Consider the following 23,234-nt stretch of genomic DNA (forward strand, 5'->3'; position numbering starts at 1 on the left):
CCTTCAACCTTACCAGGTCTTCCCCGGCTCCTCAACCCCGGCGGTTCGCCGTGGTCTAGTCACCGTGGTCTTCCTCGTCGCGGGCAGGAGAACATCCTACGCCATGCGGTGGAAGGGTTTCGACCCCGGGACCAGCCACCCTCGATCGTTCGAGGCGGTGTCTGTTCCTCCCTGTCGGGCCGACATCCAGAACATTACGCGGCCCGTCGCGCCAGGGTCAAGCCGGGCTCGGGTGACCCGGCACACAGCCGCTCGACCCGCTGTCCGCGGTCCCGCCGCAGGTCCCGCCGCAGGTCCAGGACCGGTCCGCGCGCATCGCGACGCGTCTCGCTCCCCGGGCCGGCCGCGCGACGACAGGTCCGGGACCCCTCACGACGGCCGCGCCGCCCGCAGCACCACGCGGTCCCCCGGCCGGAGCTGAGCCGCACGGTCGACGTCGTCGGCACGCAGCACCCCGATGACCGGGTAACCCCCGGTGACCGGGCGGTCCGCCAGGAAGACGACGGGACGGCCGTCGGGCGGGACCTGCACCGCGCCGCGCACGAGCCCCTCGGAGGGCAGTTCCCCCGCACGGCGCGTGACCGCCTGCCCGTCGAGCCGGATCGCGACCCGGTCGCTGTCCGCGCTCACGGTCCGCAGAGCCCGCAACGCCTGCCACGCGCCGGGGAGGAACCAGTCCGCCCGCGGGCCGGGCAGGACCTCGAGCACGGCGCCCGCCCGCTCGCCGGGGCGCAGCTCCCCGGGGACGTGGCGCACGGGTGCGACGCCTGGGACGGGCCAGCGGCCCACCACCGGAGCTCCGACGGTCAGCTCGTCCCCCGGCCGCAGCGGCACGGGGCCGATCCCCGCGAGGGTGTCACGCGACCGCGACCCGAGGACGACGTCCGGAGTGACGCCGCCCCGCACCGCGACGTAGGTCCGCAGGCCCCGCGCCGCGAGCCCGAGCCGCAGCACGCCACCGGTCGGTACCGGGACGGGTGCGTTCATGCCCACGGGCACCCCGTCGACGGTCGCGGGCACCGCCGCCCCGGCGAGCGCGACGACCGCGCGCTCCCGGAACCGGAGCGCGAGCCCGCCGAGCGCGACCTCGAGCGTCGCGGCGACCGCCGGGTTGCCGACGAGCCGGTTCGCGAGCGCGTGAGAACTACGGTCGGCGGCCCCCGACGGTCCCACACCGATCGCCGCGAGGCCCGGGCGCCCCTCGTCCTCGACGAGCACGAGCGGGCCTGTCGCGAGCACCTCGACGGCGGGCGTCGTCCCGGGGCCGGCACCCGCGCGGCTGCTCGACGAAGCTCTCGGCGCCCGGAGCGCGGGGTCCTCCCCCGTCGTCGCGCCGGGCGCCGCGGTGCCGCGGCTGTCGCCCCGGCCCACGTCCGCGAGCACCGCGAGCGCCGTGGCACCGGCTCGGGACGGCACGAACCGCACCCGCGCACCGGGCGCGACGAGCGCGGGCGGATCGCGGTCGACGTCGAACATCCGCGCGTCCGTGCGGCCCAGGAGCCGCCACCCGCCGGGGGACTCGCCGGGGTAGACCGCGGTGAGCTCGCCCGCGAGCGCGACCGACCCCGCCGGGACGCGCGTGCGCGGTGTCGCGAGGCGCGGGGCCGCGATGCGAGGGTCGACGCCGGCGAGGTAGGTGAATCCGGGCGCGAATCCGCCGAACGCGGCCTCGTACTCCCGTCCCGTGTGCCGGGCGACCACCTCCTCGACGCTCACCCCCGCCCAGCGGGCGACGTCCTCCAGGTCGGGGCCGTCGTAGTGCACCGGGATCTCGACGACGGCCCCGGCGAGCGTCGGTCCGTCGTCGGACGGCGCCCGGAGCAGTGCGTCCTCGACCCAGGCCCGCGCGTCCGCGACGTCGGCGGGCGCAGCGCACCGGACGAGCACGGTCCGCGCGGCCGGGACCACGTCGACGACCCCGTCCGGGGCGTCGGTCGCGAGCCTGCGGTGCAGCGACCGCACGGCCGCAAGGTCGGGCACGTCGACGAGCAGCGCCGTCTCCCCGTACCGGTGCACGGCGCCGACCGCTCCCGTCACGACACCGCGCCCTCGGCCGGTCCGGCTCCCGTGTCGACGAACGGGCGCACCTCGACTCCGGCGTCGTCGAGGGCGGAGCGGACGGCGCCCAGCAGCCCGACGGCGCCCGGTGTGTCGGAGTGGACGCACACCGAGTCCGCCTCCACCCGCAGGGTCGAGCCGTCCGCGGCCGTCACCGTGCCCGACGTCGCGAGCTCCACGACGCGCCGGGCGACCTGCTCGGCGTCGTGCACGACGGCGCCCGGCAGGCCGCGCGGGACCAGCTCGCCCGTGGGGAGGTAGCCCCGGTCGGCGAACGCCTCGCGCACCGTCGGCAGCCCTGCGGCGTCCGCGAGGCGCAGCACCGCGGAGCCGGGGAGACCGACCACGGAGAGCGCAGGGTCGTAGGCGCGGACGGCGGTGACGACGGCGCGGGCCTGCGCCTCGTGGTGGACGATCGCGTTGTAGAGCGCGCCGTGCGGCTTGACGTAGCGGACCCGTTCCCCCGCCAGGCGCGCGAAGCCGTCGAGCGCGGCGAGCTGGTAGAGCACGTCGTCGGCGAGCTCGACGGGGTCGACCTCCATGAAGCGACGCCCGAAGCCCGCGAGGTCGCGGTAGCTCACGTGCGCCCCGACGCGCACGCCGCGCGCGACGGCGTCGCGCGTCACGGCTCGCATCGTCGCCGGGTCGCCCGCGTGGAACCCGCACGCGACGTTCGCGCTGGTCACGAGGCCGAGCAGGGCCTCGTCGTCGGCAAGGGTCCACCGGCCGAAGCCCTCGCCGAGGTCGGCGTTGAGGTCGATGCGCGTCACCGGACCATCATGCCCGGAACGGGCCGACGCCCGGGCGCGGGGCCGATCGCGTCCCCAGCGGCGGGGCGTAGATTCGCGGGCATGCCCGACGACCTCCCCACCGCCCCCACGACCGTGCGCGTCCGCGCCGCCACGACCGAGGACGCAGCCGCGCTCGCCGGGCTCGCGGCCCTGACCTTCCCGCTCGCGTGCCCGCCGGGCACGTCGCCCGAGGCGATCGCCGAGCACGTCGCGACGCAGCTCTCGCCCGAGCGGTTCCGCGCCTGGGCCGCGAGCGCCTCGCACGCGCTCCTCCTCGTCGAGCCGGTGCCCGACGACGTCACCGAGGGCGCCCCCGACGCGCAGGGCACCCCGGGCCTCCTCGGGTACGCGCTCCTCGTCCGCGGCGAGCCCGACGACCCCGACGTCGCGGCGGCCGTCGGGCCCGGCGAGACGGTCGAGCTCTCGAAGATCTACGTGCTCCCCGCGGCCCAGGGCACGGGCGTGGCGGGCGTGCTCATGACCGCCGCGGCCGAGGCGGCCGCGCGGCTCGGGCCCGGACTGCGCGTGTGGCTCGGCACGAACGGTCTCAACGCGCGGGCGCAGGCGTTCTACCGCAAGCACCGGTTCGACGTCGTCGGCGGACGCACCTACGTCGTCGGCGGCGAGACGCACACCGACGTGGTCATGGCGCTCCCCCGCGCCTGACGCGGCGCGACGAGCCGCACGACCGAGGGCCGGTCGGGACGTCCCTGACCGGCCCTCGGCCTGCTGCCGAGCTCGCGCGTCAGCCGCAGCTCGTGGCGTCGTACGCGACGTCGGCAGCGAACGTGCGGCCGTCGCCGGTCGCCGCGATCCCCACGACGCCCGCCTCGACGGACGTCGCACGAGCCGCGAACGACTGGTACGCCGAGGCGCCCGGCCGGACGCCGGCGAACGCCTTGGTGCCGAACGGCGTCGTCAGCGTGACGTCGACCGGCACGCCGTCCGCGTTCGTCGCGCGCACCGCGACGTACGCCTTGCCGGCGAGGCACCGGACCTGGACCTCGGTCGTGACGTCGAGCGGCTGCTCGATCACCTCGCCCTCGAGGACGAAGTCCTCGAACGCGACGACCGTCGGCTGGGTCTGGTTCTTGCCGAGCGCGAACGGCCCGACCCCGATCCCGTCGAGCTGGTCGTTCGTCACGGCCGCGAGCGCGGTCCACTGCTCGCCGTCGAGCGACCACGAGCCGACGAACGTGTCGCCGGACCGGGCGAGACGCACGTGGTACGTCCCGTCCGCCTCGCGAGGCAGGGAGCCGACGCCGGGCTGCGGCTGGAGCACGACGTCGCCCTTCTCGCTGCGGAGCTCGAACCCGACCGTCCCGGCGGTGCCACCGTTGTGGATCACGCCGACCTTCACGTAGTTGGCCTGGTCCTTGTAGACCATGAGGCCGCCCTGGTGGTAGTTCTGCGTGAGGTCGGCGCGCACCGTCGTCTCGACGGTCCACTCGTCGCCAGTCACGACCTTCGAGCGGACGATGTTCGGCACGGTGGAGTTCGTCGCGCCGTACACGTCGTCGTCGGTCGTGGTGAGCCGGAGCGCGCCGTCCGTCACGGCGAGCCGCGACGGGTCGGCGTCGACGACGTACCAACGGCACGGGTCGAGGCCGAGGCCGGAGCCGCTGCCGTCGAACGTGTCGCTCGCGGCGACGTCCTCGCACACGGGGACGCCGCTGCCGTCGACCTCGCGCACGTGGTCGAACGCGACGTCGATCTGGTTCGCGCCCGCGCCCTTGCCGAGCGCGAACACGCCGACGCCCGCGTCGCCGAGCCCCGCGTGCGTGACCGCGCGCGTGGTCGGGACCCAGGTCTGGCCGTTGTCGAGCGAGTACGACCCGGTGAACGAGTCCCCGTCGCGCGACAGCCGCAGCAGGTACTCGCCGTAGACGGGCTTCGCGATGTCGAGGACGTCACCGTTCGTGGACTGGACGACGTCGCCGATCTCGCTGCGGAGCTCGACGCGCAGGCTGCCGGGGTGCTGGACCACGGCGAGCTTGACGTAGTCGGACTCCGAGGCGCGCACGATGAGGCCGCCCTGCTGGTACTGGTTCGCGAACGCGGCCGTCATCTTCGTCTCGACCGTCCAGGAGTCGCCCGGCTGGTCGGTCGTGATGATGTTCGGCACGCGCTGGTTGCCGGTGCCCGCGAAGTCGGCGTCGGTCGTGCGCACGACCCACTTCCCGTCCCGCACCTGGGCGAGGTCGGGGCGGAGGTCGACGACGTCCCAGCGGCAGCCGTCGAGCGCCTCGCCCTCGAACTCGTCCTCGGGCCCGCGCTGCGGGTCCGGCTCGGTGCACTCGAGCGTGCCGTACACGGACACCGCGACGGTGCCCGTCGCGCGCGCGCCCGCCGGGTCGCTCACGGTGACCTTGGCCGTGTAGCTCCCGGCCGCCGTGTACCTGTGCTGCGCGGTCGCGCCCGTCGCCGTGCCGCCGTCGCCGAAGTCCCACGCGTACGTGAGCGCGTCGCCGTCGGCGTCGGAGGCCTGCGCGGCGAACGCGACGTCGAGCGGCGCGTCGCCGGTGGCGGGCGTCGCGGTCACGGAGGTGACCACCGGGGCCACGTTGTTCGCCGCGCCGCGGCCCGTGAAGGTGACCGAGTCGACGTCGAACATGTCGCCTGTCGCCCCCGTCGTGGAGCGCGCGACGAAGTACAGCGTGCGCGTGCCGCCGGGATCGGTGACCGGGACGGCCTGCGTGCGTGCCGGCGTCTCCCAGCTCCCGGTCGGCGACAGCGTGAGCGTCGCGAGGACCGGGCCGTCCGCGGCGCCGTCCCGCACGTCGAGCACGCCGCCGGAGCCGCCCGAGCTGTACCGCGCGGAGATCGAGTCGATGCCCGCGAGGTTCATCCGGTCGAACGCGAACCAGTCGCCGGCCGCGATGTACCCGATCTGCTTGCCGCCCTCGGACACCTCCTTCGCGACGACCTGCACGCCCTGGCTGTCGGTGAAGTACTCGGCCTGCTTGGTGCGCGTGTGCAGGACGGCCTCGTCGTCGGACGCGAGCGCGGGCACGCCGTCGGCGCCCCCGCCGTCGGTGTACGTCGCGTTGACGACGCCGAAGATGTTCGCGTCGAGGCCGTGCCCCTCGTCCTTGGCGGTCGTGAGGACACCCTCGCAGCCGGTGGCGCTGGACAGCGGGTGGCCGTGGTTGTCGTGGCCGAGGATGTACTCGACCACGACGCGGCTGCAGTCGACCTGCGCGCCGTCCTCGGCGTCGGTGACCGTGACCCGGAACGGGACCTGGTCGCCGAAGTCGAAGAACTGGCCGTCGGCCGGGAGCTCGAGCGTCACCTCGGGCGCGGTGTTGCCCACGGTGATGGTCGTGGTCGCCACGCCCTGCTTGCCGTCGGCGTCGGTGACGGTGAGCCGTACCTCGTGCCGACCGTTCTCGGTGAACGTCCGGGAGACCTGGGCGTCGGTGGCGTCGGTCTCGCCGTCACCGTCGAGGTCCCAGGCGTACGTGAACTCCTTGCCGTCCGGGTGCGAGGACCCGGTGCCGTCGAAGGACACCGCGAGCGGGGCCTGGCCGTTCGTCGGCGAGGCGTCGATCTGCGCGACCGGCGAGCGGCCCCCGCGCACGTAGTCGATCCGGTAGACGGCCGAGAGCGCGTCGCCCCCGAAGTAGCCGCCGCCGTAGTCGAGCACGTAGAGCGAGCCGTCGGGGCCGAACTCGAGGTTCATCGGCCGGCGCAGGTCCATGAACTCCAGCGCCGGCACGAAGCCCGCGGGGCTGCCGTCCTCGGCGCGGATCGCCTCCTTGATCCACGCGCGGTCCCACTCGTAGAGCAGCGGCTTGCCGTCGTAGTACGCGGGGAACTTGGTCTCCGACTCGAGCGCGGGGTCGTAGTCGTAGACGACGGCGCCCATCGGGGACTCGCCGCCCGTCCCGAACGCGGGCACGGACCCGCCGTCGTACGGCTGCCACGCCGGCACGGCGGGCGGGAGGTCGACGAGGCCCGTGTTGTGCGGGCTCGTGTTCTTGGGCGCCGCGCAGTCGAACTTCGGCCCGGAGACCTTCGTCTCGAAGTCGTAGTCGTTGTACGCGAGGTTGTCGCCGATGCAGTACGGCCAGCCGTAGTTGCCCGCCTCGGAGATGACGTTGAACTCGACCGTGCCGCCGGGGCCACGGTTCGCGTTCGCGCCGCCCGCGTCGGGGCCGTAGTCGCCGAGGTGGACCTCGCCCGTCGCCTTGTCGACGGCGAAGCGGAACGGGTTGCGGAAGCCCATCGCGTAGATCTCGGGGCGGGTCTTGCCGGCCTCGTGCTCGCCCTCGGGGAAGAGGTTGCCCTCGGGGACCGTGTACGACCCGTCCTCGGCGACCGTGATGCGCAGGAGCTTGCCCCTCAGGTCGTTGGTGTTGCCCGAGCTGCGGCGCGCGTCGAACGCCGGGTTGCGGGTCGCCCGCTCGTCGATCGGCGCGTAGCCGTCCGACGCGAACGGGTTCGTGTCGTCACCCGTCGACAGGTAGAGGTTGCCCTCGGCGTCGAAGTCGATCTCTCCGCCCGCGTGGCAGCACAACCCGCGGTCGGCCGGGACCTCGAGGATCTTCTGCTCGCTGGCGAGGTCCAGCAGGTTCTGCTCCGTGAGCCGGAACCGCGAGAGCTGGTTGTACCCCTCGAACGCCTCGAACGCGGCCGGGTCGGCCGACGTCTCGGGCGCGTCGCCCGGCGGGGTGTCGAGCTTGGGCGCGTAGTAGAGGTAGACCCACCGGTTCTCGGCGAAGCCCGGGTCGATCGCGACGCCCTGGAGGCCGTCCTCGTCGTGCGTGTACACGGGGACGGTGCCCGCGAGCGCCGTCGTGGCGTCCGCCGTCGTGTACCAGACGCGCCCGTCGCGCGAGGTGTGCAGGACGTCGCCGTCGGGCAGGACGGCCATGGCGATCGGCTCGCCCGTCTTGGCCGCACCCTTGGCGAGCGTCACCTGCTCGAACGAGGCGTCGACCGTCGCGCCGCAGTCGGCGTCGACCGCGCCCGCGGCGGTCTGGATACCGCCGAGCAGGTGCTGGACGAACGCCGGGTCGGTGTACGACTCGTCGGTGTGGCCGCCGCCGGTGTACCAGGACCGGCCGCCGTCGTACTCCTGGCACCACGCGATCGGGTGGTCGGCGCCCATGGCGCCCGACCCCGGGGAGTACGAGGACTCGTCGAGGCTCGCGAGCACGTGGACCTGGCCGCGCGGGTTCTCGCGGTAGTTGTACCACTCGTCGTACCGGTCCCAGGCGGCCGGCAGGTGCGCGGTCGAGGGGTGCTCGTCGTCGGCGACGACGATCGTCGCGTCCTGGTTCTGCGGGTGGCTGTTGAAGTACGCGCCGACGAGCTCGCCGTACCAGGGCCAGTCGTACTCGGTGTCGGACGCCGCGTGGACGCCGGCGTACCCGCCGCCGGCGGCGATGTACCGCTCGAACGCGCCCTGCTGCTCGTCGTTCAGGACGTCGCCCGTGGTGGACAGCCAGACGACGGCGTCGTACCGGGCGAGGTTCTCGTCCGTGAAGGCTCCCGCGTCCTCGGTGGAGGTCACCGCGAAGTGGTGGTCGGTGCCGAGCTGCTGGATCGCCGCGACGCCCGCGGGGATCGAGCCGTGCCGGAACCCGGCGGTCTTGCTGAAGACCATCACGGAGAACTCGTCGTGCGCGGCGGCGGGGGCCGCCGTCGCGAGGGTGAGCGCCGGCGCGACGAGGGCCGCGGCGGTGACCGCCGCGACCCCCTGGCGCCGACCTCTCGAAGGTCGTGCTGTCACTTCTCCTCCTTGAGAACTGATCGGTGCGGCTCGGCGCCGTTGCCGAGCCGCAGGTCCTGCGCTCCTTCCTCGTGGTGCGTCGTCGGTGCCGCGCGTCGTCGCGCGGGGCGCTCCGGTCAGGTCCCGGTCGGGCTCGGCCTGCACCCCGGAGGGCGCCCGACCGGGAGGTCGGTGGGGCGGCCTTCCGTGGGGCCGCCGTCGGTCAGTGGTCGTGGTCGTCGTGCGCGTCCTCGTCGTCCGCGGGACCGCCCTCGTGCCCGAGGTCCATGCCGCCGTCGAGCGAGTCGTCCGGGTGCACGGGCAGGAACACGTGGACGTGTCCCTGGCCCCCGGCGGTCGAGCGGAGGTCGAGCTGGATCGCCGCGAGGCCCCACGCGTCGACGGCGCGCGTGCGCAGGTCACCGGCGAGGGCGTAGAGGTCGGACGCGGCCGTCGGGTCGCTCGCGTCCGCGGCGGCCGCGAGGCCGACGGCGTCGAGCGTGTCGCCGACGAGCTGGAGCGAGGTGAGCATCCCGTTGCGGACGATGTTGTGCTCGGAGGAGCCGCTCTGGAGCGACTCGGTCTCGGCCACGAGGCCGTCGACGGTCGCTCGCCACTCCGCGACCTCGGCCGGGTCGGCCGGGACGGCGCTCGAGCCGTCGACGGGGAGCACCGCGTGCAGCCCGTGCAGGACGGGGACGAGCTCGGTCTGCACGTGCTCGGCGTGCTCGATCGAGGCGACGAGGTTGTCGGCGTCGCGCGCCTCCTCGGCCGCCTCGAGCTCGGCGACGCGCGCGGGGTCGACGGCGAAACCCTCGTCGGCCGTGCCCGGAGCCTCGCGGGTCAGCACCACGACGAGCGCGACCACCACCGCGACGACGGCGAGCGCGGCGAGGGCCAGGAGCACCCGGCGCCAAGGGTCGAGGCCCGCGAACCACCGGCGCGCGCGGACGCGCGCCGGCGGTCGGGGCTCGGGGCGGCCGGCACCGCCCCGGTCTGTTGGACGGGAGCGGGCTGGCGGCGTCGACGGGCCACCCGTACGGCCGGAGCCCTTCCGGGCGTCCCTCGCCGTCGGCGTCCGGGTCGTGGACGTCCGTCCTGCGGTGCGCTGTGCCACCTGTCGCTCCTGTCCTGGGTCGTCCCGCTCGGTGTGCGCCGGCCCGGCCGCGAGGCCGGGCCGGCGCGGTGGCCGGCGACGGGAGCGGGTCGCCCGTCACCGGCCCGCCGTCAGCCGCAGCTCACGGCGTCGTACGGCACCTCGATCTCGGTCGTGACGTCGCCGAGCGTCGCCGTGACCGTGGCCGTGCCCGCGTCGAACGACGTCGCACGCGACGCGAACGACTGGTAGGCGTTGCCGCCCACCTCGACCGCGCCGAACTCCTTGGAGCCGAACGGCGTGGTCAGGGTGATCGCGACGGGCGCCTCGTCGGCGTTCGTCGCGCGGAGGGCGAGGTAGGCCTTGCCCGCGAGGCAGCGGGCGGACGCGGTGACCTCGACGTCGACCGTCGGCTCCGGCTCGGACTCCGTCGTGAGACGGAACCAGTCGAACGCCACCGTGACCGGCGTCTCCTGCTCCGGGCCGATCGCCATGAGGCCGACCTTGGTCAGCGCCGCGTCGTTGGTCACCGGCGCGCCCAGCGGCGTCCAGTTCACCCCGCCGTCGCTGACCCAGCCCTGGTACGTGCTCCCCACCTTCTCGAGGCGCACGTACCAGTAGCCCGACTCGGTCGAGTCGGCGAGCTCGAGCTGGCGGTTGCCGCCGTTGCCGAACTGGCCGCCCTTCTCCGAGACGAGCTCGGCGCCGAGGTTCAGCGCCGCACCCGGGGCGTTCTTCGCGAGCACGTCGGCCTTGACGTAGTTGTCGTCGTCGCCGTACGCGATGAGGCCCGCGAGCTGCCACCGGTGCACGAGCGGCGCCTTGAACCGCGTCTCGACGACCCAGTCACCCTCCGGAACGGTCTGGAGGACGAAGTTGCGCGGGTCGCCGTTGTTCCCGGCGTTGATGTCGCCCGGCTGGGTCGTGATGCGCAGCTCGCCGCCGGCGACGGCGACCTTCGACCCGTCGTAACGGACGATCGCGTCCCAGCGGCAGCCGTCGAGGGCGTCGCCCTCGAACTCGTCGCTCGGCTCGCGCACGCCGTCGTCGGGCTCGGCACCCGTGACGTGGACGTAGTCGACCTTCGCGACCGTGTTCGCGGTCGCCGTGTCGCCGCCCGCCATGACGCCGAACGTCGCGTCGGGCTTGACCGGCGCGGAGCCCGCGAGCGCGGTCCACGCCTGGCCGTCCGCCGAGTACGCCGCCGTGATCGCCGACCCGTCCGAGACGAGGCGCAGGTGGATCGTCGACGGGAAGCCCGTCGCGACGTCCGTCTGGCCGTGCCACGTCCGGGACCCGCCGGTCTCGGTCTGGAACTCGAGGAAGCGCGCGCCGCTCTGGTTCTTGGTGAACGCGAGCTTGGTGTACTCGTCGTCGTTCACGTGGACCAGGAGGCCGGCGTGCTGCCAGTGCCGGGCGAGCGGGACGTCGAGCTTGGTCTCGAGCGTCCACGCCCCGGCGGGCGCGGGCTGACCGAGGTAGCTGATCGGCCCGGACTGTGCCTCGTTGATGTCGCCCTGCACGACCGGCAGGACGGCGTGGCCGTCGGCGACGGTGATCGGCTTGCCGTCGGCCTGGCGGACGACCGTCCACCGCGGGTCGAGGGTGTCGCCGTCGAACTCGTCGGACGAGTCCGCGAGGCACTGGGGCGGGTTCTCCCCGCCGGGCTCCTCGGTCTGCGGGTCGTCGTCGAACGCGAAGTCCTGGAACTCGACCGCGCTCGTCGCCGTCGTGCTGTGCGCCGTGACGAAGAGACCCACGTCCTGGACGGACGCCGCACCCGGCAGGGCCTGCGGCTCGCCGATCTGCGTGAAGTTCTCGCCGTCCTTGCTCCAGGACGCCGTGTACAGGTCGCCGTCGCGCACGATCCGCACCCACGCCGGGTAGCTCGTGGAGCTGGCGCTGCTCGACGTCGCGAGCTGACCGCTCGAGTTGCCGCGCAGCCACTCGAACCCGCCGCTCGGACGCATCCCCAGGGCCGCGTAGCCCTGCGAGTTCGCGGTCTGCGTGACGTCGTTGCGGACGATGATCCCGGCCTTGGCGGAACCGTTGGAGTTGCCCTGGCTGTTGATCTTCACGGTCGCCGACCAGTTCTCGTCGGCGCCCTGCTCGCGGTAGATGGTCGAGTACTCGTTGGTGCCCTGCCACATGTTCGCGCCGCCCGACGTGACGAGGTACTTGCCCTCGGCGAGCTGCTCGAACGTCCCGTTCGCGTTCGTGAAGGTCTTCATCCCGGCGAAGAGGTCACCGACCTGGGCGAGGACGACGCGCGAGCGCGTGTACAGGCCCTTGTCGTTCGTGGCGACGGCGGTCAGCTCGTAGTAGTTGTCCGCCGTGGGGTTCCACGTGGCCTCGTACGGAGCGGTGTCGTCGACGCCGATGGACTCGCCGTCGACGAAGAACTCGACCTGCGTCACGGTGTTCTCGGTGTCGTCCGCCTCCGCGACGACCGTCATCTCGCCCTGCTCGAGACGGACTCCCGCCTCGGGGGACGTGATGCGGACCTTGGGACGGGTCGTGCCCGAGACGCCCTTGCCGTCCGCCTCGATGAAGTTGAGGCGGCGCTCGCCCTCGCCCGGGAAGACGACGTAGAGCGTGAACGGCTCCATCGGGTCGGTGACCTCGACGGTGACGTCCGTGAACGTGCCGAGACCGGTCTGCGGGATCTCGGCCGTGCCGAGGAGCTCGCCGTCGGCCGCGTCACGACGCAGCTCGATCGTGCCCTCGGCCGCCGCCGCGACGCGCAGGTTCAGCGCCTGCACGCCGTAGAGGCTCACGGGGTCGTACGACGCCCAGGACCCGTTGGAGCCCGTGATGACGGACCCGCCACCCTCGACGTCCCGGCTCGGGATCGTCGTGGTGCCGTCGGAGGCCGCGTGGAACTCCGCCTCGCGCTTCTTCGGGAAGATGAGCGTGGTGTCCGACCCGGTGAGCGCCGGCACGTCGCCCTCGCCGCCGCGGTCGGTGTAGCGCGCGTCGATCACGTAGAAGACGTTCATGTCCTCGCCGTGGCCGCCACCGAGGCTCGTCGCCACGGTGCCCGTGCGGCCGTGCAGCGGCTCGGCGGGGTGCGCGTGCGCGTCGTGACCGAGCGCGGGCTGGATGATGACCTGCTCGTCGTCGATCGCCTCGCCGTCGGGCGAGTCCTCCGCGTCCGTCACCGACACGTCCCACGTGATGTCGTCGCCGAAGTTGAAGAACGCGCCGGTGGGCGGCAGGCCGAAGTCGACCTCGGGCCGCGTGTTGCCCACCGTGATCGGCACGGTCGCCGTGCCCACCTTGCCGGCGGGGTCGGTCACCGTGAGGCGCGCGTCGTAGACGCCGTTCTCGGTGTAGGTGTGGCTGGGCGCGGCGGACGACGAGTCCGTGGTGCCGTCACCGTCGAAGTCCCACGCGTACGTGAGCTCCTCGCCCTCGGGGTCGGTGCTCCCCGTGCCGTCGAACGTCACCTCGAGCGGCGCGATGCCGGAGTCCGGCGTCGCGACCGGCTTCGACACCGGCGAGCGCGAGCCCGACAGGTAGTCGATGCGGTGCAGGCCCGAGTTCGGGTTGTCGCGACCGAAGCCGCCGCCCCAGTCGAGCACGTACATCGCGCCGTCGGGGCCGAACTTCGAGTCGATCGGCGCGAGGAACTGCTCCTGCGGGAGGAACGGGTTGACCTTCTCGACGTCGGTCACGCCGGGCGCGGCCTCGGGGTCCTTGAGGTCGATCGTGTACATCTTGTTGCGGGCCCACTCGTAGAAGAAGGCCTTGCCGTCGTAGGACTCCGGGAACTTCGTGTCCGAGTCGAGCTCCGGGTCGAACTGGTAGAACGGGCCGCCCATGGGCGCGAGGCCGCCGCCGGCGTTGATCGCGCCGGGGACGGACGAGCGCTGGTAGCCGTACCAGAGGTCCGCCGGCTGGGCCGGGGGCAGCTCGGTCAGGCCCGTGTTCTTCACGGAGTCGTTGACCGGGTTGTCGCAGTCGAAGAAGTCGCCGACGGTGACGGGGTTCGTCCGGTAGTCGACGTCACGGAACGGCTCGTTGTTGCCCATGCACAGGGGCCAGCCGAAGAAGCCGGGCTCCTTGATGAGGTTCCACTCGGCGATGCCGGCCGGGCCGCGGTTGGCGAGGTTGTCCGACCCGTTGTCCGGCGAGTAGTCGGCGACGCCGAGGTTGCCCGTCTTCGCGTCGATCGTGAACCGGAACGGGTTGCGGAAGCCCATCGCGTAGATCTCCGGCAGCGTCTTCTCGGTGCCCGGGGCGAACAGGTTGCCCTCGGGGATCGAGTACGTGCCGTCGGCCTCCGGGTGGATGCGCAGGACCTTGCCGCGCAGGTCGTTCGTGTTGGCGGAGGTCGCGCGCGCGTCGTGCCACGTGCCGTCCCGCTCCGAGATCGGCGCGTAGCCGCCCGAGGGCTCGGAGTGCGGGTTCACGTCGTCGCCGACGCCGATGTACAGGTCACCGGTCTCGTGGTCGACGAGGAGGCCGCCGCCCGTGTGCCCCGGCTCGTCGGGCAGGCGCCCGGCCGGGATCTCGAGGAGCACCTTCTCCGACGCCGGGTCGATCACCGTGGAGCCGGGCCCCTCGGAGGAGACCGTGAACCGCGAGACGCGGCTGAAGAAGTTCGCCGGGTCGGAGTCGTTACTACTCGCCGGCGAGTAGTACTGGTACAGGTACCCGTTCTCGGCGAAGTCCTTGTCGAGCGCGATGCCGAGCAGGCCGTCCTCGCCACCGGAGTACACCGGGATGGTGATGGCGGTCGTGGTGTTCTGCGTCCGCGGGTCGTACACGCGGATCTGCCCGCGCACGAGCTCCGTGTAGAACACACGGCCGTCGGGCGCGACGTCCATGCCGAAGGGCGCGCTCGTGTTGGAGTCGAGCGCGATCTTCTCGAACGAGCCCCAGTCGGTGCCGCCGCAGTCGCCCTCGACGAGGCCCGCAGCCCACTGCACGCCGCCGACGATGTGCTGCACGAGGTCGGGCTCCTGCGTGTAGTGCGCCCCGAAGTGGCCCATGCCCGTCATCCAGGCACGGCCGCCGTCGTAGGGCTTGCACCACGAGATCGGGTGGTCGTAGCCCATCTTGTTGCTGCCCGCGTCGTACGTGGACTCGTCCATCGTGGCGAGCACGTGCGCGCTGCCCCGCACGTTGGCCGAGTAGTTGTACCACTCGTCCGCGCGCGTCCAGCGCTGGGAGAGGTGCTCGGTCGACGGGTGCGTGCGGTCCTCGACGCGGACGGTGCCCGGGAGCCCCGGGCTGTTGCCGGTGGCGGCGTGACCGGGCATGAGCGCCCCGATCATGTCGTCCCACCAGCCGTAGCTGCCGCGCATGTCCGTGGCGTTGTGGATCGCGACGATGCCGCCGCCCGCCTGCTGGTAGCGCTCGAGCGCCGCCTTCTCGTCGGCGTTCCACGGGTCGCCCGACGTCTGGAACATGACCAGGGCGTCGTACTGCGCGAGGGTCTCGTCGTTGAAGACGGTCGAGTCCTCCGTGTGGTCGGACGCGATGCCGACCTCGGCGAACGCCGCCTCGAGCACCGGGGTGCCCTGCGTGATCGCCTCGCTGTGCCGGAACTGGGTCGTCTTGGTGAAGATGAGCACCTTGTGCTCTTCGTCCGCGGGGACGGGGTCGTCGGCGGCGCTGGCCATCGTGACGGGCGCGAGCGTGAACGCGAGCGCTCCGATGGTCAGAGCCGCGACGGACCTCGCCCTGCGTGGGCGTCGTGCGGTCATCGTGCTGCCTCCAGGGGCATGACGTGCGGACCCGGACGTCGTCGTCCGGGAAGGGTGGTCGTCATCCCGCGGCGTGCCGGCGCTGCGGTCGTGGATCGACTACGGCTACGGGTGCTCCGGCGTGGGCATCAGTCCCTTCAGGTGGGCCAGGCCATCGACGGCGATGGCGTCCTGGGTCGGGGCCAGCGGCCGCCAGATGGAGGCGGCCGTGGCGATCGTCGCGTTGTCGGCCGTGAAGGACTCGATGACGAGGGGTCCGTCGTAGCCGGTCGCGTCGAGCGCGGCGAGGAGGGCGGGCCAGTCCAGGTGGTCGTTGCCGGGTGCGCCCCGGTCGTTCCCGCACACCTGGACGTGGGCGATGCGCTCGCCCGCGCGTGCGACCGCGGCGGGCAGGTCGGTCTCCTCGATGTTCATGTGGTAGACGTCGAGCATGAGGCCGATGCCGGCCGCGGGCAGGCGCCGCACGACCTCCAGCCCCTGGTCGACGGTGTTGACGAGGCTCGTCTCGTAGCGGTTGAGGGGCTCGAGCCCGACCACGACGCCCGCCGCCATCGCGTGCTCGACGACCGGGGCCAGGTTCTCGGCGAGCTCGGAGTACGCCGCCTCGCGCTCGGCGGGGCTCAGGCGCCACGTGCGCCCGACCGACGCGTAGGCCGGGCCGCCGATCACCGGGGCGCCGACCGTGCGCGCGACGTCGACGACGTGCCGCAGGTAGTCCTGCGTGGCGCGCACCGTCGCGGCGTCCGCGGCGACGAGCTCGCGGCCCTCGCCCATGACGAGCGAGACGCTCGCGCGCAGGCCGTGGTCGGCGAGGACCGTCGCTGCGGTCGCGGGGTCCCAGTCCCCCGGGTTCTCCACGGGCAGCTCGAGCACGTCGAAGCCCCACCCCGCGACGCGGGGCGCGATGCCGCGCAGCGCGTCGTCGGTGAGCGGGGAGGTCCAGACCCACGTGTTGACGCCGAGCGCACGTCGGCGCGGCGGCGGGGTCGGGGAAGGAAGAGCCACGTCGCTCTCTCTCGTCGGGTCCGAGCGCTCGGCCGTCCCGCCCGCGTGCCCGACGCCGCAGGGCACCTCCGCACGGGAGGTGCGCCGCGTCGTCGGGCTGGCGGGCGGGGCGCCCGGCCGGTCGGACGGCGACCGGGCGGCCCCTGGGTGGCCCGACCGCGCAGGTCGGACCGGGTGGTTCTGCGGACCCTCTCAGGTCCGGTGCGCACGACCGGTCAGAGGCCCGGCCAGCGGTCCGGTCAGCGGTCGGTCCACGCCTCCGGGAAGCCCGGCAGGTCCTCGCCGCCGAACTTCGCGTAGTGCAGCGACGGCATGTCCTTGTTCGCCTCGAGGTACGCGTCGAGCTCCTCGGCCTCGATCGGCGCCTGCGGCAGGACCCACTCCGAGGGCACCTGCTCGCCGGCCCAGATCATCTGGGCCGCGAGGATCGGGGTGCGCCACTGGAAGTTCGAGTACACGGCGCCGAGGGCGGTCATGTCCGTGTCCTTCCACTTGCGCAGGAAGCTCATCTCGTCCTCGCCCATGAAGACCGGGTAGGGCTTGCCGGCGTCCTCGAACGCCTCGACCGCCGCGACGGCACCGTCGCCCGCGTCCATCCAGATGCCGTCCACGTCGCCGCGCTGGAGGTACTGGGTGACGATGTCCTTGATCTTCGCGCCGTCACCGCCGGTGAACTCCGCGCCCACGACCTCGAGCTCGGACTCCGAGAAGATCTTGTCGGCCGCGGCCCAGCGGTTCTCGAGCACGTCCACGCCGGGCAGGATGCGCAGCGCCAGGACCTTCGAGCCAGGCTCCAGGTTCTCGACGAGGAACTCGGCGCCGTCGGCGCCGTACGCGTAGCCGCCGATCGGGTGGATGAACGTGACCATGCAGTCGGTGTTCACGCCACGGTCGAACACGATGACCGGCTTGCCCGACTCGCACGCGGCCTCGACCGCGGGCGTGAGGGTCGCCGTCGTCGACGGCGAGATGACGATCGCGTCGCAGTCGCCCGCCTCGACGAACGCCTGGATGTCGGAGATCTGCTTGTTGTCGTCGTCCGCCGCGTCCGAGACGCGGAACTCGCCGATCACGCCCTCCTCGGTGAGGACGTCGACCTGCTGCTGCATCGTGATCCAGCCGGTCACGCGCCACGGGTTGGACACCGAGGCGTTCGAGAAGCACAGCGTCTTGCCGCCGCCCTCGCTCGCGTACTCGGCCGTGTCCACGTACTCGGGCTCGATCGCCTGGAGCCACGGCTGGTCGGCCGGGCCCTCGGGCACGACCTCGCGCTGGGCGAGCTGACGGTCGTAGTCCGCCTGGACGAACCACTCGGAGTCGGCGCCGCCGGACTCCTCGCCCGCGGGGCTCTCCTCGGCCGAGGTCTCTCCACCCTCGCCGGTGTCGGTGGGGGTGTCGGTCGTGCAGGCGGCCGTGAGGAACAGCGTGGCCACCGCCGCGCCGGCCAGGAGTGCTCGTGTACGTCGCATGTCCTTCTCTCCTTGGGGGTGAGACGTCGTCGTCCCGCAGCGTGCGGGGAAGGGGTACAGCTCGGAAGGGGGTCTTTCGGGCGTGGTCGAGGTCGCGCGGGCGGGGGTCCGCCGGGCGCCGGTGCTCAGGCGTTCGCGGGGGCGGGCTCCTTCGGTGCGGGGGTCGGGCCCGCGGCAGGCGGGACGCCGGGGGTGGACGCGCGGCGGCGCGACCGGCGCGGCAGCGCGGCGTAGGCGACGGCCGCGATGATGATCACGCCCTGGACCGCGGGACGGATCGTCGACGGGAGGCTGAGCTGGTTGAACAGCGTGAACAGCGCCTCGAGCGTGAGCGCGCCGGCCATCGCGGCGATCACGGTGCCCCGCCCGCCGCCGAGCACGACGCCCCCGAGCACGACGGCCGTGATGGCCATGAACTCCAGGCCCTGCCCGACCTGCGCGGTGACGCCCGCGTAGCCGCCGATGAGGATCGCGGCGACGGTCGCCATGAAGCCCGAGAGGAGGAACGCACGCGTGCGCACCCACCAGACCGAGCTCCCGGCGTAGCCGGCTGCGACGTCGTTGTCGCCCGTGGCGACGAGCGTGCGGCCGAACGGCCGGCGCATGAGCAGGGCGGCCAGGACCCCGAGGACCACGACGATCAGCAGCGCGTACGGGACCTGGAACTGGCCCGGGTTGTCGGGGATGCCCCCGCGACCCCACTGCCGGAAGCCGTCGGTCAGCGCGCCCGTGGGGGCACCGCCCGTCCAGAGCCGGATCGCGCCGTAGAGCACGAGCATCATGCCCAGCGTCGTGATGAACGACGGCACCTTGAGGAGCGTCGTCACGAGGCCGTTGACGAGCCCGACCGCGAGGCCGAACACGATCATGAGTGCCATGACGGGCCAGGTCATCGAGTCCTCGCCGTCCATGAGCTTCGCCGCGATGACGACCTGGGCACCGACGAGGGAGCCGACCGAGAGGTCGAACTCGCCCGAGACGATGACGAAGTACTGCCCGATGGCGAGGATGACGAGCGGCGCCGCCTTCTTGACGAAGGCCATGAGCGACATGGGCTCACCGAACGACGGGTTCATCACGAGGATGACCGCGAAGACGAGCACGAGCAGCGCGAACACGGTCCAGCTCCCGCCCGCGGTGAGGCGCTCGAGCCAGCCGGCCCGCGGTGCGCGCGCCGGGATCGTCCGGCGCGTGGTGTCGGTGGTCATGCGGACGCACCTCCGGTGCGGGTCGGGCGGAAGCGGGCCCGGCTGCTCGCCGGGTCGATCTGGCGCCGGGCGTACAGCGCGACGGCGGCGATGATGATGACGCCGCGCAGCACGTCCTTGAAGAACGGGTCGACGTCGAGCACGTTGAACACCGTGTCGAGCACGGCGAGGATGAGGACGCCGCCCACGGTCCCGACGATCGAGCCGCGCCCGCCCATGAGGAGCGTGCCGCCCAGCACGACGGCGGCGATCGAGTCGAGGTCGAGCCCGTAGGAGTAGACGAGCGCGTTGCCGGTGCCGAAGCGCGCGGCGATGAGGAGACCCGCGACGCCGGCGCAGACCGAGCACAGCACGTGCGCGAGGATCAGCGTCCGGTCGGTCCGGATGCCCGAGAGCCGCGCGACGTCGGTGTTCCCGCCCACGGCGAACATGTGGTAGCCGGGACGGGTGCGCGTCAGGAGCACGACGCCCACGGCCGCGACGAGCAGCATGACGATCGTCGAGACCGGCACCGGGCCGACGCGCGTGTACCCGAACATCTGGAACGAGGCCGGCACCTCTCCCGCCGGGCCCTTGAACTGCGTGTCGAGGTAGCCCTTGATGATGAGGCCGACGCCGAGCGTCGCGATGAAGGCGTTGACGCGGAGCTTCGCGATGACGAGCCCGTTGACCAGGCCGACGACCGCCGCGACGCCCACCGCCGCGAGGACGCCGAGCCAGACGCGCGAGGGGTCGCCCGCCATGGTCGTCGCGCCGACGATCGAGCTGAGCGCCACGACGTAGCCGACCGACAGGTCGAGCGACTTGCACAGGATCGCGAACGTCTGCCCGATCGCGACGAAACCGAGGAGGCTCGTCTGCGTGAGCATGTACGCCGTGTTCGCGGTGCTGAACAGGTTGCCGCCGCCGACGGCGACGAGGACGCCGGCGATCACGAGGATCCCGACGAGGGCGAGATAGACGATCTCCGTCGACCCCAGGCGGCGCCGGCGCGCGGGGGCGCGGCGCGCGGTGGGGGCGGCGGTCGCGACCGCGGTGCTCATCGGTCCTCCTGCGGGCCGTCGGTGTCGGTGTCGTGCGGGGCGCCGGGCTCGGCGCCGGGGAGGTCGTCCGCGTCCGCGAGCGCGCCGAGGTCGACCTGGACGTGCTCGCCCGACGTGTCCTCCCCCGCGCCGGTCGCGAGAGCCATCACGGTCTCCTCGTCGCTGCCGGCGGGGAGCTCGCCCGCGAGGCGGCCGTCGCGCATGACGAGCACGCGGTCCGCCATCGCGACGACCTCGGGGAGCTCGGAGGAGATGAACAGGACGGCGACGCCGCTCGCGGTGAGCTCGCGCATGAGGTCGTAGACAGCGCGCTTGGCGCCGACGTCGATGCCGCGGGTCGGCTCGTCGAGCACGATCACCTGCGGGTCGGTGACCAGCCACTTCGCGAGGACGACCTTCTGCTGGTTGCCGCCGGACAGGTACTGGACCTCGGCCTCCTGCGAGCTCGCGACGAGCTCCAGCGAGGAGAGGATGCCGGGGATGCGCCTCGCGCGCCGGTCCGCCTGGCCGGGCACGACGGCGTCGAGCACGAGCCGCGCGTTCGCGAGGATCGACTGACCGAGCGCGAGGCCCTCCGCCTTGCGGTCCTCGGTCACGAGCGCGAGCCCGGCGCGCACCGCCTGGCGCGGCGAGCGCACGTCCACCGGCTTGCCGCCGACGAGCACGCGGCCTCGCGTGAAGCCCGCGATGCCGAAGATGCCGTGCGCGATCTCGGTGCGGCCCGAGCCCTGGAGGCCGGCGAGCGCGACGATCTCGCCAGCCCTGACCTCGAGCGACACGTCGTCGACCTGCGTGTTGCCCACGCCCTCGAGCGCGAGGCGCACCTCGCCCGGGACGGTCGAGGGGTCCTTGTCCGGGAAGTACCCGGCGAAGTCGCGGCCGACCATGGTGCGCACGAGCCGGTCGGGGTCGATGTCCGCCGTCGGCGTCGTCAGGACGTGGTTGCCGTCCTTGAGCACCGTGATGGTGTCGCAGAGGTCGAAGATCTCCTTGAGGCGGTGCGACACGTAGAGGATCGCGACGCCGCGCTCCTTCAGCCGGTGGACGAGCTCGTAGAGCAGCTCGACCTCCTGGTCGGCGAGGGCGGCCGTCGGCTCGTCCATGGAGATGATGCGCGCGTCGTAGGACACGGCCTTGACGATCTCGACGATCTGCTGCTGCGCGACCGAGAGCGACCCGACGCGCGTCCACGACGCGAGGCCGGTGAGGCCCAGGTCGGCGAGGAGCGCCGTCGTGTCCGCGTGCATGCGGCGGCGGTCGACGAGACCCGCGCGGCGCGGCTCTCGGCCGAGGTAGACGTTCTCGGCGACCGAGCGCTCGGGCAGGAGGTTGAACTCCTGGAAGACGGTCGAGACGCCGGCGTGCTGCGCGGCCAGCGGCGACGCGAAGCTCGTGGTCTCGCCGTCGAGCTCGATCGTGCCCGCGTCGGGGCGGTGCACGCCCGCGATGATCTTCATGAGCGTCGACTTGCCGGCGCCGTTCTCGCCGACGAGCGCGTGGACCTCTCCCGGCCGCACGTCGAGGTCGATGCCCCGCAGCACGGAGTTGCCGAAGAACTCCTTGCCGATGCCGCGCAGGCGCAGGATCGGCTCGTCGCCGCCCTCCCCCGTCGCCGGCGGACGGGGCTCGCGCGTGGTCGTCGCGGTCATGCCGGCACCTCCACCCAGCCGCCCGAGCGCACCGACTCGGCCACCGCGGCGGCGAGTCGGGCGGCGCGCAGGCCGTCGTCGAACGTGGGCAGGCCGTCCGGGACGCTGCCGCGGATCGCCGTCGCCGTGTCGGAGACGAGCGCGTCGAAGCAGTCCTGGTAGCCCTGCGCGTGCCCGGCGGGCAGGCGCGAGTAGCGGGCGGCGGCCGCGGAGAGCGCCTCGGGGTCGCGCACGAGGAGGCGTGACACGTCGCGGCGGCCCTCCCACAGCGTCTCGGGCTGCTCCTGGTCGAACGACAGCGTCGACTCCGAGCCCGAGATCTCGAGGTACAGCCGGTTCTTGCGGCCCGCCGACACCTGGGAGATGACCGCGGTCCCGAGCGCCCCGCGGTCCGTCGCGTACTGGAGCGTGACGGCGTCCTCGGTCGCCACCTCGTGCACGACACCGTCCGCCCCCCGGCGACGCGGGTTGACGGTGGCCGACTGCGCGACGAGCCGGGCGATGCGGTGCCCGGTGGTGAACTCGAGGAGGTCGCAGAAGTGGGAGCCGATGTCGCCGAAGGCCCGGCTCGCGCCACCGAGCGCGGGGTCGACGCGCCAGTTGTCGTCGGACTCCCGCAGGAGCCAGTCCTGGAGGTACGAGCCGTGCACGAGCGAGATGGTGCCGACCTCGCCCCGGCGCACGCGCTCGCGCGCCTCACGCACCATCGCGTGGAAGCGGTAGGTGAACGGCACGACCGCGACCCGCCCGTCGGCGACGCGCGCCTCGGCCGCCAGTCCCGCGAGCTCGACCGCACCGGCGACGTCGGTCGCGAGCGGTTTCTCGCACACCACGTGCTTTCCCGCCGCGAGCGCGGCCCGGGCGAGGGGGACGTGCAGGTGGTTGGGGGTGCACACGTGGACGACGTCGACCTCGGGGTCGGCGAGCAGCTCCTCCGCGCTGGCGACGGCACGCTCGGCCCCGAGGCCCGGCGCCGCCGCGCGGGCGATCTCGAGGTCAGCGGCCGCGACGCTCACGACCCGACCGCCACCGGTGCGCACGGCGCGCGCGTGGACGCCGCCCATGAACCCGGCGCCGAGGATCCCCGCGCGGTAGCCGGAGGCCGGCAGACCGTCCTCGTCGGGCGCGCTGGCGGGGAAGGTCGAACGGGCGGCAGGGGCCCCTGTCGTGGTCGCTCCGGGGAGGTGCGCACCCGGTTCCAGCACCGGGGTGCGCACGTCCTGCGCGACGTCGTCGGCTCGCATGGATGACAACGTAGGGGTACTTATGTCGAGCGTCAAGCAAAAGCCGAACATCGATCGTCACGGTTGTATAACCCAAGCCGCGAAACAAATGTGAAGGATCACACGACCCCACAGGTGGTGCCGATCGGTCGAGCGGTGAGGCGGCGACCGGCGCGCACCGGACGCGGGCACGCCACCGCCCCCGGCCGTCGAGGGGCCGGGGGCGGTGGCGTGTCGGACTGTTCTCCCCCACCCGCCGACC

At 73.1% G+C, this 23,234-nt stretch carries 12 protein-coding genes; 1 reads left to right on the top strand and 11 read right to left on the bottom strand.

What is annotated here, in order from left to right:
* Window positions 1-369: 369 nt before the first annotated feature.
* Window positions 370-2,037 carry a 5-oxoprolinase subunit B/C family protein gene (locus AC6CH9_RS08245; protein WP_498154443.1) on the bottom strand — a complete coding sequence of 556 codons (1,668 nt, stop codon included), beginning with the start codon at window positions 2,035-2,037 and terminating at the stop codon, window positions 370-372.
* Window positions 2,034-2,828 (bottom strand): LamB/YcsF family protein, encoded by a 795-nt coding sequence (locus AC6CH9_RS08250; protein ID WP_498154444.1) that lies wholly within the window; start codon window positions 2,826-2,828, stop codon window positions 2,034-2,036. The genes AC6CH9_RS08245 and AC6CH9_RS08250 overlap by 4 nt, the downstream gene beginning before the upstream one ends.
* A gap of 81 nt (window positions 2,829-2,909) precedes the next feature.
* Here AC6CH9_RS08250 and AC6CH9_RS08255 point away from each other — a divergent pair, with 81 nt between their 5' ends.
* A complete protein-coding gene (locus AC6CH9_RS08255; protein WP_498154445.1) occupies window positions 2,910-3,515 on the top strand; it encodes a GNAT family N-acetyltransferase in 606 nt (201 codons plus the stop codon).
* A 79-nt stretch (window positions 3,516-3,594) separates the two neighbouring features.
* On the opposite strand, the gene AC6CH9_RS08260 is transcribed toward AC6CH9_RS08255, so the two are convergent.
* From AC6CH9_RS08260 to AC6CH9_RS08300, 9 genes are all read right to left on the bottom strand, one after another.
* Window positions 3,595-8,586, bottom strand: a complete 4,992-nt coding sequence (locus AC6CH9_RS08260) for a ThuA domain-containing protein (protein ID WP_498154446.1) — start codon at window positions 8,584-8,586, stop codon at window positions 3,595-3,597.
* A 202-nt stretch (window positions 8,587-8,788) separates the two neighbouring features.
* A complete protein-coding gene (locus tag AC6CH9_RS08265) occupies window positions 8,789-9,472 on the bottom strand; it encodes a hypothetical protein (RefSeq protein ID WP_498154447.1) in 684 nt (227 codons plus the stop codon).
* Between the two features lie 320 nt (window positions 9,473-9,792).
* Window positions 9,793-15,375, bottom strand: coding sequence for a ThuA domain-containing protein (locus AC6CH9_RS08270; RefSeq protein ID WP_498154448.1), 5,583 nt, complete (start codon window positions 15,373-15,375; stop codon window positions 9,793-9,795).
* A 105-nt stretch (window positions 15,376-15,480) separates the two neighbouring features.
* Entirely contained in the window at window positions 15,481-16,380 is a 900-nt protein-coding gene (locus AC6CH9_RS08275) for a sugar phosphate isomerase/epimerase family protein (protein WP_498154449.1), read from the bottom strand.
* Between the two features lie 239 nt (window positions 16,381-16,619).
* Entirely contained in the window at window positions 16,620-17,849 is a 1,230-nt protein-coding gene (locus tag AC6CH9_RS08280; protein WP_053369957.1) for a substrate-binding domain-containing protein, read from the bottom strand.
* A 125-nt stretch (window positions 17,850-17,974) separates the two neighbouring features.
* Window positions 17,975-19,057 carry an ABC transporter permease gene (locus AC6CH9_RS08285; RefSeq protein ID WP_498154450.1) on the bottom strand — a complete coding sequence of 361 codons (1,083 nt, stop codon included), beginning with the start codon at window positions 19,055-19,057 and terminating at the stop codon, window positions 17,975-17,977.
* Window positions 19,054-20,100 (bottom strand): ABC transporter permease, encoded by a 1,047-nt coding sequence (locus tag AC6CH9_RS08290; RefSeq protein WP_047234093.1) that lies wholly within the window; start codon window positions 20,098-20,100, stop codon window positions 19,054-19,056. The genes AC6CH9_RS08285 and AC6CH9_RS08290 overlap by 4 nt, the downstream gene beginning before the upstream one ends.
* On the bottom strand, window positions 20,097-21,749 hold the full coding sequence (locus tag AC6CH9_RS08295; RefSeq protein WP_498154451.1) for a sugar ABC transporter ATP-binding protein: 1,653 nt from the start codon (window positions 21,747-21,749) through the stop codon (window positions 20,097-20,099). Before AC6CH9_RS08295 ends, AC6CH9_RS08290 begins: the two co-directional genes overlap by 4 nt.
* On the bottom strand, window positions 21,746-22,993 hold the full coding sequence (locus AC6CH9_RS08300; RefSeq protein ID WP_498154452.1) for a Gfo/Idh/MocA family protein: 1,248 nt from the start codon (window positions 22,991-22,993) through the stop codon (window positions 21,746-21,748). The genes AC6CH9_RS08295 and AC6CH9_RS08300 overlap by 4 nt, the downstream gene beginning before the upstream one ends.
* Window positions 22,994-23,234: the final 241 nt, after the last annotated feature.

It is taken from the genome of Cellulosimicrobium sp. GQ32 (genome assembly GCF_059758455.1).